This window comes from Micromonospora tulbaghiae, from assembly GCF_900091605.1.
Lineage (GTDB): Bacteria > Actinomycetota > Actinomycetes > Mycobacteriales > Micromonosporaceae > Micromonospora > Micromonospora tulbaghiae.
The window spans coordinates 71,491-88,367 of record NZ_FMCQ01000007.1 but is presented as its reverse complement, the minus strand read 5'-3'; the positions used below and the strand labels follow the sequence as shown (position 1 = coordinate 88,367).

The window sequence follows — 16,877 nt, the reverse complement described above, 5'->3', positions numbered from 1 at the left end:
ACGTGCCGCCTATGCGGTAGAACTGGATGGCCAAGCGCCGCCTATCCGACGATGCGCAAGACTTGGGCGGGCCCGCCCTTCAAGGGCAACGAGGGGCGGCACCGCCAACCTCTGCGGGGTTTACCCTGTCGACCTCTATCCAGGTTCCGGCCCTTTGGATTCCCAGCACTACGTCTGGATTCACGAGTTGGAGAGTTCCGTCGGCAGGCCTTCTTGAGGAAGTAGAAGGTCCAATGCTGCGTCGGTCATGTCGTCTTGTTCGACGTCGTAGCCTCGAATCATCACTGAGCGGGCGAATTCGCGCAGTGATGACGGCGCAGTCTCGTCGCCAATGAGCTCACCGAGTAGGGCGGCGGCTGCAGCCTTGTCCATTAGCCGTTTGCGGGGCTTATGGGGGTGAGTTCCCAAGTCCGCAATCCGAGCATCTTTGACCGCCGACAGGACTTGGCTCGCGATCATGACGCCGTGGGCGTCCGCGTCGGTGATTGCAATGGTCTCGCGAGCGGTTGTTGCCAACTCTTTCAGCATCTGCAATTGGGTGGGCCCGCTGTAGCCGGAGAGGTACCACACGGCGACGTCGGGGCGCGTTCTGCTGAGGTGCTGGGCTGGATCTTTGTTCTCGATGACGAGAAGGACTGCACCGTTGCAGGTGAGGGACAGTCGCTCCAGGTCGGCAGGAAGGCTCCACGGCCCTGGAAGTCCTCGGAGGCAAGCGGTTGCGTCGGGATCTTCGCGGCTGGTTACGGTGATCGGTCCAGCGATGTCGATGGTGCCGTACCGGTAGACGCCAAGCTGTTGGCGGATGTCGTTGCTGACGCCGGCGTCGGCCAGAATCTGGTCGACGTCGATCTCCTTAGAGTCGTCGAAGTGGCGCTGGCTGAAGGCTCGCCTGCCTGCGTAGATGTCACCTCGGGACAGAGCTTCGGCCGCTGCGGTGAGGGTGGCGACGATGCGGGTGTTCGTTCGTGGTCGTGCGGTGGCCGTATCGATGGCGGCGAGCAGGCTGCTTGTGTCGCACTTCAGGCCCGCGTTGCGCAGGGCTGCCGCGGCAGCGGCTGCGTGCGCGGTCGTGGTTTCTCGAACTTGGGCGTTGAGGGCAAGGTTCTGGTCCAGAAGGTCCTGGATCAGCGGGGTAGGTTGCCAGCCGCTGATAGTTCCCAGGACCGAGATGTTGGCTCGGTTGGCCGCGACGGTGAGTTCGACGAGCCCGTCGTTGGCGAGGCCGACGGCGAGCGGAACCGCCTCGGTATTGTGTCGGCGTCTCAGATAAGCCCAACCTCTGCGGACCATGTCGAGACGTTCCGGCGCTGCGCGAACTACGGCGCGGATGACCTCATCGGCAGGGATGTTGCGCGGCCGGAGAACGAACTCGCGGGCGCGGCGGTCGACGCGTTCGAGGGGGGTGCCGTCCTGGGCGACCCTCCAGAGGTATACCGGGTAGGCCAAAAACCCGGTGGGCACTCCCTCAAGGTTCTCGACTGACTCTTTGTCCGTAAACCGTTGGCTGCGCTGCGTTGCGTCGGTCATAGGACGGGCCTTCCGCTGACCCAACCGTCGGCGAGCATCCGCACTACGTCCGCATCAGCGTGGTGGCCCGTCACGTACGGTGCACGGTTAAGAGCTTCGCTAGAGGAGACGTGCTGGACCTCGACGAGGATGTCGCTTTGTCGGGTGATCAAGGGCGCGGCGATGTCCTGGCAGGCCAGGATGACGGTCAGTCCGTATTGCTGCGCGATGTGGCTGAGCACGTCGACGACGGCGGGCATGTTGACCATGTCAAGGTTCTGGCCGAACTCGTCAATGACGATCAGGCGACCGTGTGGGTTGGAAATGCACGACAGGGCCGCAGCGGCGAGCATGGTGTGGACAAGCACAAACTCAGCGGTGTTGATCTTGTCCGTGTAGCGGCGTAACGGCTCGCCGGAATGCGTACGCCAGCTGAGGTCGATGTGCCAGGTCAGTGGCTCGTCTGGGCTTGAGGGTTCGGTGTGAGTGATGTGTAGGTTGATCTCGGCGCGTCCGGCTCGCAACCACATCTGACGCAGTTGTTTCTGCACCTCTCCCAGCTTGCGTTTGATGTCGTTCTTAGCATTGGTGCGTGCTGTGTCGGCGAGGTCGATGTTATTGGCGATGCGGCGGTTGACAGCGTCGATGCGCTGGCGCCGCTCTTGGCGCAGGGTCTGGATGTTTTCTCGTTCAGCCTCGTCGCCGTCGCTTTGGATCTCCAGCCAACGGTCGAAGCCAGCGACGAGTTCGTCGAACGGAATTGGCAGGAGTTCGTCTGTGGGCGCGGCGCACCAGGTGGCGAATTCGGTGAGTGCCACGGCAGGTCCGTATGTGGAGTCGGCGATCAGCCCTTGGTCCGGGAGTGCGGTGAGTGCGTCGCGCATGCGCGCGGCGACCTGGTTGCGAAGGGTGCCCATGGCAGGTGCCCCGGCAGCAAGCGTGTCGGCATCAGTCTCGGGCGACATCGCGTGATAGGCGGTGGAGAAGCCGTCGAGGGGCAGGCTTGCTAGTTCGGAAAGTGCGCCCTGCCGTTCGCGGTCCACGTTGTCGATTCGGGCCGTCAGCTGGTCCACTTGGTTCTGGGCGTCCCTTTGCTCGCCCATGAGACGGTTGAACTGGTATGTAGCGTCAGCGGCAGTTTGGACCGCATCATCGTGGGCGTGCCTCACCTGCTCGTAACTCTCTTCACCAGCTTTAAGTTGATCAATAAGTGTGTCGTGTTCCCCGCAAAGCTCGGCGTGGCGTCCGGCGTCGGCGAAGGCGTCAAGGAGCCGCTGCGCCATCTCTTGGGCGTCGGTGGCGGCGACGAGTTCAGCGGCTGCGGTGCGGTGTGCTTCTTGCGCGGCGGCGAGGGCGTCGCGGGCTGCGGACAATCGCCCAGCGCGACCGGTCTGGGCCGTAGGGTAGGCGCCGCGAACGACCACACCAGTGGCATCAACGAGGGAGGCCACTACCCCTTTCCGCGGGCGCCAGCGGCGGCTGAGGTCGGCAAGCAGCCTGTCTAGGGGATGGGTGCCGGGGCCATCCGGTCGGCGCGGGTCCAGGCCATCAGGCGATCGTCCGATCTCAACCAGCACGGTGCCCGCCGGCACGAGTGGCAGGACGTCGTCGGTCACGGCCTCGACGATGATCGCGTCGGCTAGCAGCGCGAGGCGTGGTTCCCACTCGCTGCGCTGGTCCTCAGCGAGGTCGACCAGATCCATCAGCGGTGCCGCGGAAATGCCACGTTCGCGGAGGGATCGGGTGTGGTCTCCAGCGGTTCCAGCAAGGCCGGCTTGAGCATGCGTGAGCTGTACCCGCGCCTCTGCGTGCGTCTTCTCTGCGGCTGCTACTCCGGCGACGGCGTCGTCGCGAATGCGGCGCCGGTCGGTGAGCGCTGCAGCGGCACGGTCGCGGCTGTGTCCTTCGGTGGCCTGAACCGCGGGATCCAGCTTCACGAGTTCCGCCGAGATTCGCTGCACCGTGATGCGCTGGATGTTGCGCTGGTCGGTCAGCTTGTCGTACTGCTCCTTGATGGGCTTGAGGGCAGTGCCGGCCTCTGTTACCGCTCGCGCGGCCTCCCGCACTGCGGTGCCGTCGGCGAGGCGCTTGAAGGCTTCGAGCTGTTCACGTTGGGAGTTGAGGGACGCGATATGGCCGGCGAGCTTGGTTTGCAGGGAGCTTTGCCGGCTTGTGTAGTGCTTGACGCCGACGGCGAGATAGCGCCGCCACATGTCTCTGGCACTGTCACGGACCTCGCGGGCGCGGACGCGGGCGACGATGGCGTCGAGTCTTCTCTCCTCGATCGCGTACTGCTGGCGGTCGTCGGCGTCTTCTGCAGCCTGTTGTGCTTCGAGGTCGAAGTGTTGGCGGCGCTGCCGCTGTTCCTCCACGATGAGCTGCCTGACGCCGCACAAGTCGATAAGTTCCCGGGCGAGACTCGTCGGAGTGAACCGCATGCCGTCGACGACGGCGAGGAGACCGGTGTCGGGTGTGCGGTCCGCTCCCCGGTTACGCACGTAGCCGATTGCTCCAGGTGCGGTCCCGAACAGTGCGGGGCCGTAGTAGCCGGGTCCGTACGTCTCCCGTCCGCGGCTCCCCTCCCAGGTACGGTCGGCGTGGGCGAGGCGTTCGTGTTCGCTGTTGCCGAGCGCGAGGCAGACACCGTCGAGAACCCGAACCTGGAGCCGGTCGCGGCCTTCGCGTTGGATGCGCATCCATACGCTCAGCGGTGCGTAGGTGGCATCGTTGGCGTGCATCCAGATGGTGATGATGTAGCCGTAAGCGGCGTTGCCGAGGGTGCCGGCCCCCTGCTGGGCGTCCTGCTCGCTGAACAGCAGTCCGACCGCCTTGGCGCTAGCGCCTCCCCGGGTCCACTGTCTATCGGCGGTGGCGAGCAAGACCGACTCGGCGAGACTGCTCTTCCCGGCGCCGTTAGAGGCCCCGCCGGGCCCTCGCCCGGACAGGACGGTGATGCCGCCGCCGGCGATCGGAATGACATGACCGGTGTGCCGGGCGACCCGCAGAAGTTGGACCGATTGCAGCAGCCGCCCGGCAATGATCCCGTCGGCAGTGCTTAAGTCTGCGGGCAGCAAGACGTCCTGGGTGATGGTCATGAGCGCTCCAGATCAGCGGGAATGCACATTCGCGGTGGATGGACGAACGAGTTCGAAGATGTTGCCCCACAGGCGATCTTGCTGCCGTGGGCTGAGCCGACCGAATGCGGGCCCGGGCCGGTTGTCTCGCGTGATCAGGGTCAATGCCCGTAGCCGGGTCAACGCCTCATCGATGTCCCCCGCGTCGATGCCGCGCCCGTCGATACCTGGTTGGCGGAGCTCGGTGGCCACAACCGCCACCCCGGTGGTCAGGCCGTGTCCCGGAGTGGAACCAGCCGCCTGCGGGATGATCACCGATTGAAGGAGGACGAGCGCGAGGACGGCGCGGTCTAGCTCCGACAACGGTTGTGCGCCGTCGGCGAGAAGCACGTCGGCGACATCGTCCCGCCAGGTAGAGATGTACCGTGGCGGGCCATCGGGTGCACCGGGCGGCAATATCGTCAGCAACTGGCGGCCGGCGGCACCGAGGCGCCGGTCGACTTCCGCCCTGGCGTCAGGATCGCCCAGCAGCGACCACTCCGCGGACGACAACGGTTCGGTCGTGACTTCCAGCGCCTGGATGACAGAGACGAGGTCCTCGTCGGTGAAGGTCGTCATGCCGACGCCACCTCGATCCAAAGCGGCGACGCGTATAGGCGGGACGCGGCCAGGTCCAGGGCTTGGCGCTGGTAGCGGCCCCAACTCAACGCTGCCGGCCCCAACGTCACCAGGTCCACTTCGACTGCGGCGAGCAGTCGAGCATTCAGCAGGTCACGGCGCAGCGCGGACGTAGTCCACGACGATGTCCCGAACAGCGCGTCGCTCTGCTCCACGACCCTGGCAACCGTCACCGCCGTAAGCTCGCTGTGTGACGGCGTACGGCGCGGGTCGGTCAGCATCGCGTAGGCGACGACCAGCGTACGGACGGCGGATTCTCGTAGTTCCCGTCGTACGAGCCGCGGTGCCCGCCGATTCGGTGCGGGTTCGGAGGCCGTCGGCCATCCCAGCGTCAAGGTATGCCCGTCAGCGGTGTCAACGTGGCCGACCGTGCGCCCGATCAATTCAGCCACCCGCTCCGCTTCGGCCAAGCCGACATCGCCAAGGGGTGCATAACCCTGCAGCCGCATTCTGGCGAACAGAAGAGCAGTGGTTGATGGGCCCTCCGTCACGGTTGTTCACCGCCCGTCCGGGCCATGATGGGGTCATTCATCTCCGTACGCATCTCGGGTACCGGTGGTGCCGTGTCCGGCGTGTATGACAGGACCGTCGGCGTGAGGATCGACGCGTCCGCTGTCGGGGAGACGAGGAGCGCCTCGGTGCGGGTGAGGGAGTAGCGTCGGTCTACCACCGACAACGCGACGAGTTCGGACGTTGTGACGGCTGGTCCGGGCCAGATCTGGGTCTGTAGGTGGCGGACCAGGTCGATGCTCTGCTGGTCGACTAGGAGGTCGTCGGCGCGGCGCCGCCACCGTTCGATCATGGTGAGGCCGTCCGGCTCGGTCCCGTCGTCGAGTACCGGTTCGGGTATGACGTCTGGCGCCCTGTCGCCGACTGCTTCAACAGTTACCTCCGCGGCGAGATCCACGTCGACGTATACGGGTGGAGCGTCGAAGAGGATGCCGTCGAACACGGCCGCGAGCCGGGCCGTGCTGGCGGTGCGCATCGCCCGTTGGTACTCCCCGACCGGAAGAAGGCGCGCGTCGGTCAAGCGCCGGCCAGTGCCGAACACACGCGACGCGAGCACCCCGGCGGCTTCGATGTACTTCCACATGGCCGTGCTCAGGCCGCTGAGTTCGGCGTGTAGGTCGCCGATGCGCTCGACATCTTGGCTCAGCGAGGCGAACCGTTGCTTCAGCGCGGCCTCGTCCATCGCGGTGTGCGCGAGAACCTCATCAACGGACCCTTCGCGGGCGACCCGCCGCGCGTCCGAGGTGTAGATCGCCACGATCCGCCGCAGTGAGATGAGGTCCGTGCGAGTCACCTCAACTCCCGCGCCTAGACGCGATCGGGCCCGGTCGAACATCTCCAGCAGGCCTCGATGACCCCGAACATCGGTCAACGACGGCACAAGTGCTAGCGCCAGAGCAGCCTGCAGGGTCGGCGTCACACGCGGATCATGTTTACGAGCCCGCTGGATCGTGCCAGCCTCCAACATCATTCGCAGCGCGTCTCGAACCATGGCTCGGGAGAACCTCGAGGACAGTGCGTCGCAGATGTGCGACACCTCTTGGCCGACGCCCCCGCGGTCAGCGAGAACCGCAAGGACGGCGAGCTTTGCATCATGCGCCCGGACGTCATCCTCGACCGCGTTGGCGTGGCGCAGAAGCGGAGACAAAACGGCCGCCGCCTGCCCCGCCATCGGGGACCTAAATGGCCGCGCCGCGGTGAACTCAAACGGCGCTAGGGACTCATCTGCGATCTCCAAACCTCCGTCGTGGGTCGGTACTACCTCGAAGAAGCCCGGGCCGCTAGTCATGGATGGACGCTATCGAAGAGGTCCGACATGGCCACACGTACCGCCAAGGGCAACGGCAGGAGATGCGGCTGGGATTCACGTCCGTGCGCGATGCTGCTTGCTGTTCAGTCATTGGACCAGCTCCTCTTTCGAACCACGTCTGGCGACCAGCTGCGACTAAGCCATCCAGCAGGCGTACGACCCCTCGTCGAGCCGGACAGCGCGGAGCGGGCGAGCCCGGATCATGCGTGGTCGCCCGACCGCACCGCCATCAGATGCGTCACCACCAGCAACCCCGCTGGAGGTGATGGCAAGGCACCGGTTTGCTTTTCTGCGGTGGCCGGCCGGTCACCGCTCCTGTGGGCGCTACTCCTGTAGCCCGCCGTACAGGTCCTCTTCGGCTAAATCAGCGCGTTCCCGGTCGCTGGCCCATCGCGCCGTGCTGCCTGCCGGGCCGCGCTCGACGAGCAGGAGGTCGGGCACGTAGTCGGCCACCGCGCGCATGTGGCTGATGATGACGACGAGGCGTCCCGCCTGAACTTGGCTTTGCAGCGCGTCGAGTGCGTGAGTTAGGGCGGATCGGTCGAGAGTTCCGAATCCCTCGTCGAGGAAGAGCGCTTCGGCGCGGCCCCCGTTGAGGGCGGTTTGCTCGACGAGGGCGAGGGCCAGGGCCAGGCTCGCCTGGAAGGTTTCGCCGCCGGACATGGTCTTGACATCGCGCAGTTGGCCGGTGTGAGCGTCGAAGATCTGGAAATCGTCGGCGAAGGCGAACTGGCGGCGGCTCATGTCGCCGAGTAGTGCGTTGGCGTTGGCGAGCAGTGCACGTTGGCGATCGGCGACTATGTGACCGATGAACTTGGCGTCGCTGAGCAGGCCGACGAGCACTTTGAGGCTCTGAACGTGGGGACGGGTCGCTTCGATACGGCGCTGGAGGTCGTCGGCCATCGCGATTTGCGTCGTGAGCGTGGCGTGCTCCTGCTTGGCGAGGGCCTCCTGCCCGATCTCGTGTTCTAGTGCCTCGGACAGGTCGCGTCCGTTGGTAGCCGCGGTGGCGATGGCCGCGGCGATGCCGGCCTCGGTTTCGGCGATGCCCGTGGCGAGTTCTTCGATGCGCTTGTTGGCGATGCTGAGAAGGTCCTCTATCCGAGAGGCTGAAGCTCTAGTCCAGGCTGCCTGATCGGCGATGCTGGCGGCCGGGTCACCGGCGTCGGCGTGGCCGACGGCGAGTAGATCCGCGAGGGTGTCGTGGTGGTGCAGCAGCGTCTGGGTGCGCTGCCGGTGCTGGGCGGCCGGTCCGCGGACGGTGCGGTCGTATCGCTTGCCGAGCTTCGTGCGGTCGGTATTCGCGGCGGCGACCTCTGCGCGGAGTTGGCCGAGACGTTCGGTGTGGCGCGCCTGCTGCTCGTGATCGAGGCGTGCTGTTTGGGCTGCGGTGGCGATGGCGGTGTCGGTGGTGTCGGCTGGCTGGTACCGGGTTGGCAGCTGCTTACGTGCCGCTTCGACGGCAGCGAGGTGGGCGTCGATCGTTCGGCGCTGGCTGGCGAGGTGATCGGTCTGGGTCTTGAGTTCCTTGGCGGCGGCGGTGGCGGTCGCGCGCTGGGCGGCAGCTGCGGTTTGGAGCCTTGTGCGCTCCCGTGTCGCCTCCACCGCGCGCTCCTGAGCCTTCATGGCAGCGTTGATGGTCGTGGAAAGGATGACGGAGTCATCGTCATCGACCTTGAATTCGCCGAGGACTCCGGTGAGGGTGACCAGGCTGCCGGCATAGGTGCGCCTGGCAGTGTCGAGGTCCATCTGCACCTCGGGCAGTTCCTTGGCCACATGGTCCTGTTCCGCCTTGGCGTCGGACACCGCCTGCAACGCCGCGGAGTGGCGCTTCTTGAGCTCCCTGATCACCTTGTTGATCGTGGTCAGCTCTGCGGTCGCCGGTGGCTGGAAGTCGGCATCGATGCAGTGCGAGCAGACGGGGCAGGTGTCGCCTGGGCCGAGGCCCTCGGCGGCGTGTGCGGCTGAGTTGAGACGCTGCAGTTCAGCCTGCTGGCTGTTGGCTTCGTCCAGTCGCCGGCCGAGATCGCCGAAGTTTGCCTGCGCGTGAGTCAGGGCTTCGTTGGCCGCCTGCCTACGCCGGTCAAGGTTCTCAACCCGCTCGGTGTAGGTGGACACGCCCTTGGCCGCCGACCGGACTTCTGCCAGAAGTCTGGTGGCTTTGGCGTTCGAGGCGCTGACGTTTTGAGCCTCGGTGGCCTGTTCTGTGCTGGCCTTGTGGGCGGCCTCGGCTCTGCTGTCTGCCTCGTCTACGGCTTGGGTCAACGCCTCGACGGCAGCTTCGCGTTCGAAAATGCCGGCTGCGGCGTCCTGGACGCTGCCACGCAACTCGGTGATCTGTTGCAACTGCTCGGCGATCCGGGTGAGCGAGATCCGGGCGTTGTTGGCGGCGTCAGCCTCAGGTCGTCCGGGGCTGCGGTCGCCGAGTTCGTTGGTGAGTTCATCGATCTCGCGCTCGATTGGCGCAAGCCGTTCCTTGATCGCGCGACCCTCGTCATCTAGCTGGCGCGCGAGGTTCTGCAGCGTGGCGACACCGGCGAGGTCGTGCCCGCCGAGTTCCTGTCGAAGCCGTCCCTGGGCAGCATCGATGCTGTCGCGTTCGGCGGCGAGCGTGGTGTGCTTGGCACTGGCCGCTGCAACGGTCCTGGCGATGCTGCGCAGCCGGACCAGCTTGGCCTGAACGGTACGTAGTCGCCTCTCGGCGTTCTCAACGGCGGCGCGTGGGTCGGTTTCAAGGCCGTCGCGTCGGGTTGTCAGCTCGGTCAGCAGTGGCAGTAGCTGTTCGTGGCGTGTGCGTGCGAGGTCACGAATGGTGTCGAGGTCGTCGAGACCGAGCAGTTTCTTCAGGACGCCGGCGCGTTCGCCGGGCGACATGTGCAGTAGTTGCTCGAAGCGGCCTTGGGGCAGGATCACCGACTTGGTGAAGGTTGCTTGGTCCATGCCGATGATCTCGCGAATGCGCTTATCGACGGCGCGCCGTCCGGTCACGATCGTGCCGTCGTCCTGGCTAATGAGCCGGTGGACGGACGTGGCTCGGTCGCGGGAGATGGAGCGTTCAACGATCCAAGTGCGGTTGCCGGTGGTGAAGGTGAGCTTGACCGATAGGGTGCCGTCCCCGCCGTCGGCGATGAGGACCTTGTGTGTGGGGGCTTCCCAGGTGCAGTCGCCGAAGAGCGCGAAGTGCAGCGCTTCAAGGACGGACGACTTACCGGCGCCGGTTTCCCCGATGATGCCGACGAGGGTGCGCTGCCTCAGGTCGATGGTCTGCTCGCCGCGGTAGGAGCGAATCCCTTTGAATGTGAGGACGAGGGGCTTCATGCCATACCCCCTCTGTCAGCACTCGTGGAGGCGCCCGTCGGCAGGAGCGCCTCCTGTGGGAAGCTTGGCTCCCGGTCTTCGGCGTGGGCATCTAGCAGCTCTGCCAGGACAGCGATGACACGATCGGCGGGTGCCGGTGAGGTGTTCTGATCGGCGATGTAGGTAATGAATCGCTCGAGCAGATCACCGGATGCTGTCGGCATGTCGGGTAGCACGACTGATGGGAACGCACGTCCATCGGCCGCGTTCTGCCGGATTTGCAAGACGGTCGCCCGTGGCAGCAGTTCGTGTACGCGCTGGGAGAGCACCGGGTCATGTGTCTCGGTGTTGATCTCGATGACGCAGAGGGCGTCCTCGATCTCGCCGGCGGCGGCTGCCAGCTCGTTGAGGGTCCCGGTGAAGGTTCGTAGCGCTCGCCCACCGCGCAGCGGCACCTCCTCGATGAAGGCTGGCGTGCCGGGTGCGAGGTCGACCAGTGTGACGCTCTTGGTCTGTCCGGCTTCGCCGAAGTCGAGGGCGAGCGGTGATCCGGCGTACCGGCCAGCGACGGGGCCGGGGAGCTGCTGGGCTTGATGGATGTGGCCGAACGCGGCGTAATCGACGTGGGGCATGTCGTCTGGGTGGGTGCCGTAGTCGCCGCTGACGTGTGCTTCGCGTTCGGTACCGCCGAGTCCCGCACCGGTGACGAACAGGTGGGCGGCGAACACCGTGACGGTCTTCTGTGGATCGAGGTCGTGGTTCAGGTGCTCGGCAATCTGGTTCTGGATCGCGGCGATGCGATGCCGGTAGTCGCCTGCCCATTGCGCCGGGTCGTCGAAGACGTCGATGGCTCGGGAGGTGTTGACGAACGGGAGCGCGCCTAGCCGAAGCGTGATGCCGTCGCTGCCGGGGAAGGTCAAGTAGTCGCCCTTGCGGCCACGGGGGGTGGTGACGAAGTGGATCTGGTCACCGGCGTGAAGCAGGTTGAACGCGTCGAGGAGCATGGCCGAGTCATGGTTGCCGGCGACGACGACAACGGGTGCGACCTTGCTCAATTCGCCCAGGCAGGAGGCGGCGAGGTTGATGTCGCTGTGTGAGACGCGAGCATGGTCTAGCAGGTCGCCGGTGTTGAGGATCAAGTCCGGGTGCCGGGTGCGGGCGATCTCGATGATCTCGTCGAAGACCTTGACAAAGTCGGGGTGGCGGGACTTGTTGTAGGTCGTGCGTCCGACGTGCCAGTCGGAGGTATGCAACAGGCGCATGGGTTCTCCGGGTTCTCAAAGGCGATGCCGATAAGGGGTTTACAGCGCGGGAACGGTGTGCTGACCGAGGTGGCCGAGCATGGCTTGGTTGGCCTCCCAGCCGTCGGGGAACTTCAGCAGAGACTTGAGGTGGACTGGCTCGACCGATGGATGGGCGTCGAGGAGTTCGGGGATTCCTGCGCGGCCGACGACGATGCAGGCGTGCCGGTGCCGTGAGGTCAGGACGCACAGGCGGCCGGATTCCAGGTGGAACGCGGTTGCGTCGCGGCGTCCGGACAGGGGATGCAGCACGATGGTCATATCGAATTCGGCGCCCTGGAGCCGGTTGGCCGTGTCCACCCGACATTGGCTTGCCGCTCCGCCGATGGCGCGAAGTGCCCTGGCGATGGCCGCGACCTGGTCGCGGTGCGCCGCACCGATGGCGATCCGGTCGGCGGTGAGCCGACGGCCGCCGGGGCTTTCCTCGCACACGGTTTCGGTGCCCCGCTGCAACAGCCGCGCCGCGATGGCCGCCGTCGCGGCGACGGCCTCGGCGTCAGTCCGGATCGTGTTGCGCGCGGGGAGTTCGTAGAAGCCCCAGCCCGTCTCGCTAGCCAGGTTGATCACCTCGTCGACAGCCGCAGCCCCGACTCCGGCCACCGGAAGATGCACACTGCGCTCTTCAGGCACAGTGCCGGCGGTGAAGGTGGTGGACGGGTAGAAGGCGCGCTGCACGATCGGTGCGGCGCTAGGTGGCAGCCGCCAGGACACCGGGAGCCGCTCCTGGGGGGTGTCTGGGTTGTTGCGAAGTAGTGCCGCGACGGCGCTCTGCATCGGATCCCACGGCACACCAGCCCACCGGTTGGTCTCGACGGTGGAGAACGGGTCGAGCTGCCCGGGGTCGCCGACGAACAGGATCCTGTCGAACCGGGCTGCGATACGCAGCAGCAGGTCCGACCTCATCTGGTAAGCCTCGTCGATGATGGCCCACGGCCAGCGACCCTCGGTCACCCACACCCACTTGGAGGCGGTGCCGACGATGATCGCGCAGTCGGCGAGCTTGCGGATGTCAGAGGAGACTTGCACGTTGGGTCGCTGCACGTCGGGGCTCGGAACGTAGTCGGCCCTGGAAAGCCGGCCGATGCGCAGGGTGGGCGCGCGCCGCGCGATACGGGCGACGAGGTCGTCGACCTGCGAGTTGGTCTGGGCTACCACCATGACCGGCTCTCCGTCGGCGGCGAGCTGCGTCGATGACCTGACCACCAGGGTTGACTTGCCCGCGCCCGGAGGTGAGTCCACCACGACGCCAGGCTGAGCCGAGGAGGTGAACGTGGCGATGATGCGCTGGAATGCAGCTTCGGCGTCCGCGGCGGGTGAGGTCACGACCAGTCCTCCGCCGCGTCGTGAGAGGTGGGCACGTAGTACTCGGCGGGAGGGCCACCATGGGTCCACGGCGTGTCTTCCCGGTTCGGGAAGGTTCCGCGATGGGTGTAGCCGCCGGCCTTGAGACGGGTGTAGGTGACGACGTCGCCAACAGCGGGCACACTGCCAGATGGTGCTGGGCCGGTGGTGCCGGATCCCAGGCCACCACTGAGTTCTAAGCGAATGCGGGTCTGGGCGCCGTCTGACTCGACGTCGATCACCGCGGCTTCCTGCGTGGGTCTCTGGGGATCGCGGAGTTCGCGGTCACCGGGGGCCAGCCGCGCAGGGTCGCGGGTGGTCACCGTGATCAGTGGACGGCGAACCCGGCGTGACGAGGGCCGTACCACACGGTCGGCGTCAGCATCGACGACGATGCCACGGAACGCTTCCCCGGAGAGCCGGTACTCCGCCATGACGAGCGCGTCGTCGTAGGCGCGCTGCGCGTCGAACGTGGACTTGCGGACCTCCAGGTCGGTCAGACGTCTCGCCCCACGCACGGCGCCATCCTGCCTGGCCTGCGGCAGCCCGATAGTGTTCAAGTAGTCGGCGAAAGCGTAGAACCGCTCGCGGTCCCGTTCCCAGCGGACCGCGACATGCGGTGCGGCGGGAACGGCATCCAGCAGGTCGATCGCTCGCCAGACGCGGTCCCAGGTCGGCTGCATCTGATCGCGTAGGCCTGAGGCAAGGCGCGCCAGGACTCGCTCACGTACCTGGTCGTCAGGAGCGGCATCAAGATCGCGCAACGCGGGTTCGAGCACAACCGCGTCGAACTGAGGATCCGTCGCGGGACCCGCTGGCGGGAACGCGATGGTGTCCTCGGCGCGGGCCGCGGCGTCCGCCGCGCTCGTGCCGGGGGGCGGATCGATCCAGGCCATCAGCGCAGCGAGGTTACCGTCCTCCAGGTCGCTCTGGCCGGTCGCCCACATGGCGGTAAGCGCCTGCGTCGTCGCCACCAGGACGGACGAGTCCGCGAACTCCGATTGCTCGGCGAACCAGGTCGCCCAGATGCCCAGAGTCGGTACGGAGGGTGCTACCGCCCATTGCCCCACCGTGGACCGGAAGCGGGTCATCCGGCCGAGCAGCCGCAGGAATTCCACGCCCGCCGGGTTCGGAACCCAGATCTGCGGGGCTTCGACCGCGCGGCGGCGAACCGTCGTCGTGCGACGCGTCGTCGGCACGACCTCAGTTCGGCGAGCGAGGTTGGCAATCGGGAGCAGCAGTTCTGCGCCGAGTCTTTCAGCGAAACGCAGGCGTTCCTCGCGCACTCGTGGGCGGTTGGTCACGATGAGCTGCGGTCGGTCGCGGTCGTCGCCGACGAGCACGGCCAGCGGCGCGTTCGTCTCGCCGGCCAGGGTGATCGGCACCAGCACGATCGGGCGCGCCGCCACGTGCAAGTGCCGCAAGGTGCAGATGGCTTGCCGGGTCCCGGTCTCGGCGGCTAACACCCGGGCCATGGCTGTCAGGCCGCTCACGACGCCCCCTGCAGGCAGTCGGCGCGCATCGTGTAGATGGTGCGCAGCAGGTGCGCGGTTTCCTCGAGGTCGTCGGTGGGCCGCAGGCGCCCGGTGGCGAGCGCGACGGCCATGCTGGTGGAGTCGACGCCGCCGAGGTCTTCACGGATAGTCCGGCCGAGCACGTTAGTACTGCCGCGTGCTTCGCTTCGGCAGAACCGGCCCATCTCACAGTTGCTCAGGCAGTCGGGGCTGTACCGAGCGGGGATCTGATTCAGGGCCCGCTTGAGATCGGCCGGGGAGCGGGTTGGCCGTCCCTGACGGTCCGCCGCGAGGTCGAAAGTGACCTCCTGCGGTACCGCCCGGAGGATCTCCCTGACCTGGTCCATCCGTTCGAGCTGTCGGCGGATGACCGCCAGTTCCTTTCGCACGTTACGCACCGCAGCGGTGGGCTGGTTGGTGAAGTCCTTGGGACACACCAGGAGTACTTCGGGCGAGACCAGGTCGCGGCCGCGACCGAGTTCTTCCATGAGGTTCTGCAGCGCGATGACGTACACCGCCGCCTGCCGCAACGCGCCGGCAACCTTGCCGGGATCCGCAACCTCGTCGATGATCGGGAAGGACTTGATCTCTACAATGTGGAACTTGTCGCCGATCTGGAATGCGACCAGGTCAGGTTCCAGGTACACCCACACGCCTCCAAACGCGATCCTGAGCATGGGGCTGGCGAACATCGTTCCCGCGTCTGGCCCGGACCCAGCGGTCATCCGCATGGCCTGTCTGGTCAGCTGGTAGCGACTCTCGTTGCTCTGCTCGCGTTTCGACCGCGGATCGGTTGCGTCGACCTCGGCGGCACCGAGGTCCTCGTAGTGCGCCTGCTCAATCGGCAGGCCGAGTTCGGCACGCAGCAGGCGCAGCATTTCGGCACCGCCCTCAGCCTTGACCTGCTGCTCGAAGAAGGTCCCGCGCAGGACCGCGATCTTCGACATCTTGCCGATCTCGGTGGGGTGGCCGACCCGGGCAGCGATCTTGTCCTTATGGACCCCTGCGGCGTCGAGGATCGCTCGTCGAGCGCAGCCAGGGTTGGTGGTCAGCGCGGCAAGCGTGCGCGCGTTGTGCCTTTTGCGGTCCGATGACCCCCGGATCGCGGCAAGACGTTCGTCGATGCCTAGCATACCGATCCTTTAAAACGGGGCGGTGTCGACCTTCGCGGGGCCGCCACCACCGGTGGAGTTACTGGGGCGATGCCGAGCGGAGGATGCCCATCGGCTGTGCGCCGAAGAGCTGCTCGACCTCGCCGAGTTGCTTGCGTGCGCGCTGGCCGGCCGCTTCGCGGTGCCGCCGGTCCTCGGAATCGTGAACCTCAAGCTCCGCCCGGGCGGCGGAGATAACGGACGTCGGTTCGGCCGCCTCGAACGGGCTCGCGGCACCCGGGATGTTGCTCGCGAAGCGCCACAACAACCGGCGGGCCTGGGGGCTGGGATCGCCAATCCGGTCCAGGTGCTCGCCGATGCGGATCGCTGCGGTAAGAAAATCGACGCGGGCGGACAGCGGCCCGATCATTCGCCGGTCCAGCGGCCATGACGACACGGCCACCAGCGCCCGAACCGGGGTCAGCCGGTCGGCGGTCAGGGCGTTGCACAGGTAATACGGCCGGGCATGGGGTGACGTCTCGAAGGAGTTCCGTTCGTCGCGCCGCAGGCTAGTCAACTGCGTCGCGACGAGGTCACCGGAGAAGAACGCCTCATGGACCGCGACGATCATTTTCGGCGCCGAAGCCACCGTCAGCAGCGTTAGCACCTGGTGTACCTGTTCACGGACCGGGAGCAACGACGTTGCCCCCGGCAGCGCCGACGTCGCTCGCACCGGCTGGATCGGTGCAAGCTCCTGGAGCGCCACGTCCCAGGCGTACTCGGCTTCGCGTAGCTGAGCGCGGAGATCGATAGCCGCCGCCCGGTCGCCATCGGCGAGCGCACGGCGCACACGGGACCGCAGGTCTGCGATCCGCACCTCTAGCTCGTCGATCATTTTGTCGGCCACAGCGATGACCCTAACACGCTTCCAGGATTCTCCAGCATTTTCCTAACTCGGTGTCGGGTGTGTCGCGCCCCGCGGTGTGCACCTAAAGGTGGGGCCGTCCGGCGCGGCGTCGTTGATCCGAGCCCGATGCCCAGGCGCGGGTCCAAAAGTCCGCCTCATGGTTGACGAGATGTCTCCAGTGGCGCTCTACATCCAGCTCGCACACCTTCTCGCCAAGCAGATCGAGGACGGGAAGTTCAAGCCGCGCCAGCCGGTCCCGGCGGCTGTGTGTCTGCTTCGGGAGCGCGATCTGGTCGTGACGTTGCCGGGTCGCGGTTCTTACGTCGCCGAGCGGAAGCCGTAGGCCCTG

At 66.4% G+C, this 16,877-nt stretch carries 12 protein-coding genes; 1 reads left to right on the top strand and 11 read right to left on the bottom strand.

Translation table 11 applies throughout. From position 1 onward, the window contains the following. Positions 1-180: 180 nt before the first annotated feature. The 11 genes from GA0070562_RS20585 to GA0070562_RS20535 form a co-directional block, all read right to left on the bottom strand. On the bottom strand, positions 181-1,527 hold the full coding sequence (locus GA0070562_RS20585) for a hypothetical protein (protein ID WP_091424797.1): 1,347 nt from the start codon (positions 1,525-1,527) through the stop codon (positions 181-183). Beyond that, positions 1,524-4,601 (bottom strand): coiled-coil domain-containing protein, encoded by a 3,078-nt coding sequence (locus tag GA0070562_RS20580; protein WP_091424794.1) that lies wholly within the window; start codon positions 4,599-4,601, stop codon positions 1,524-1,526. The genes GA0070562_RS20585 and GA0070562_RS20580 overlap by 4 nt, the downstream gene beginning before the upstream one ends. A 12-nt stretch (positions 4,602-4,613) precedes the next feature. Beyond that, on the bottom strand, positions 4,614-5,198 hold the full coding sequence (locus tag GA0070562_RS20575) for a hypothetical protein (protein ID WP_091424792.1): 585 nt from the start codon (positions 5,196-5,198) through the stop codon (positions 4,614-4,616). Continuing rightward, positions 5,195-5,707, bottom strand: a complete 513-nt coding sequence (locus GA0070562_RS30010) for a hypothetical protein (protein ID WP_139135474.1) — start codon at positions 5,705-5,707, stop codon at positions 5,195-5,197. Before GA0070562_RS30010 ends, GA0070562_RS20575 begins: the two co-directional genes overlap by 4 nt. 38 nt (positions 5,708-5,745) lie before the next feature. Continuing rightward, entirely contained in the window at positions 5,746-7,056 is a 1,311-nt protein-coding gene (locus GA0070562_RS20565; RefSeq protein ID WP_091424785.1) for a hypothetical protein, read from the bottom strand. A 345-nt stretch (positions 7,057-7,401) separates the two neighbouring features. Beyond that, positions 7,402-10,395 (bottom strand): AAA family ATPase, encoded by a 2,994-nt coding sequence (locus tag GA0070562_RS20560; protein ID WP_091424781.1) that lies wholly within the window; start codon positions 10,393-10,395, stop codon positions 7,402-7,404. Beyond that, the gene (locus GA0070562_RS20555) at positions 10,392-11,636 is read right to left on the bottom strand and encodes a metallophosphoesterase family protein (RefSeq protein WP_091424778.1); all 1,245 of its coding nucleotides are present in this window, start codon (positions 11,634-11,636) and stop codon (positions 10,392-10,394) included. The genes GA0070562_RS20560 and GA0070562_RS20555 overlap by 4 nt, the downstream gene beginning before the upstream one ends. A gap of 39 nt (positions 11,637-11,675) precedes the next feature. Then, the gene (locus tag GA0070562_RS20550; protein WP_139135473.1) at positions 11,676-12,998 is read right to left on the bottom strand and encodes an AAA domain-containing protein; all 1,323 of its coding nucleotides are present in this window, start codon (positions 12,996-12,998) and stop codon (positions 11,676-11,678) included. Beyond that, positions 12,995-14,509: a hypothetical protein gene (locus tag GA0070562_RS20545; RefSeq protein ID WP_091424775.1), complete on the bottom strand. Its 1,515-nt coding sequence runs from the start codon at positions 14,507-14,509 to the stop codon at positions 12,995-12,997. The genes GA0070562_RS20550 and GA0070562_RS20545 overlap by 4 nt, the downstream gene beginning before the upstream one ends. Continuing rightward, positions 14,506-15,663: a hypothetical protein gene (locus GA0070562_RS20540; RefSeq protein WP_091424772.1), complete on the bottom strand. Its 1,158-nt coding sequence runs from the start codon at positions 15,661-15,663 to the stop codon at positions 14,506-14,508. Before GA0070562_RS20540 ends, GA0070562_RS20545 begins: the two co-directional genes overlap by 4 nt. A 58-nt stretch (positions 15,664-15,721) precedes the next feature. Continuing rightward, positions 15,722-16,528: a hypothetical protein gene (locus tag GA0070562_RS20535; RefSeq protein ID WP_254663836.1), complete on the bottom strand. Its 807-nt coding sequence runs from the start codon at positions 16,526-16,528 to the stop codon at positions 15,722-15,724. 169 nt (positions 16,529-16,697) lie between these two features. Between GA0070562_RS20535 and GA0070562_RS20530 the strand changes: the two genes are divergently transcribed. Further along, positions 16,698-16,871, top strand: coding sequence for a GntR family transcriptional regulator (locus GA0070562_RS20530; protein ID WP_254663847.1), 174 nt, complete (start codon positions 16,698-16,700; stop codon positions 16,869-16,871). The last annotated feature ends 6 nt before the right edge of the window (positions 16,872-16,877 follow it).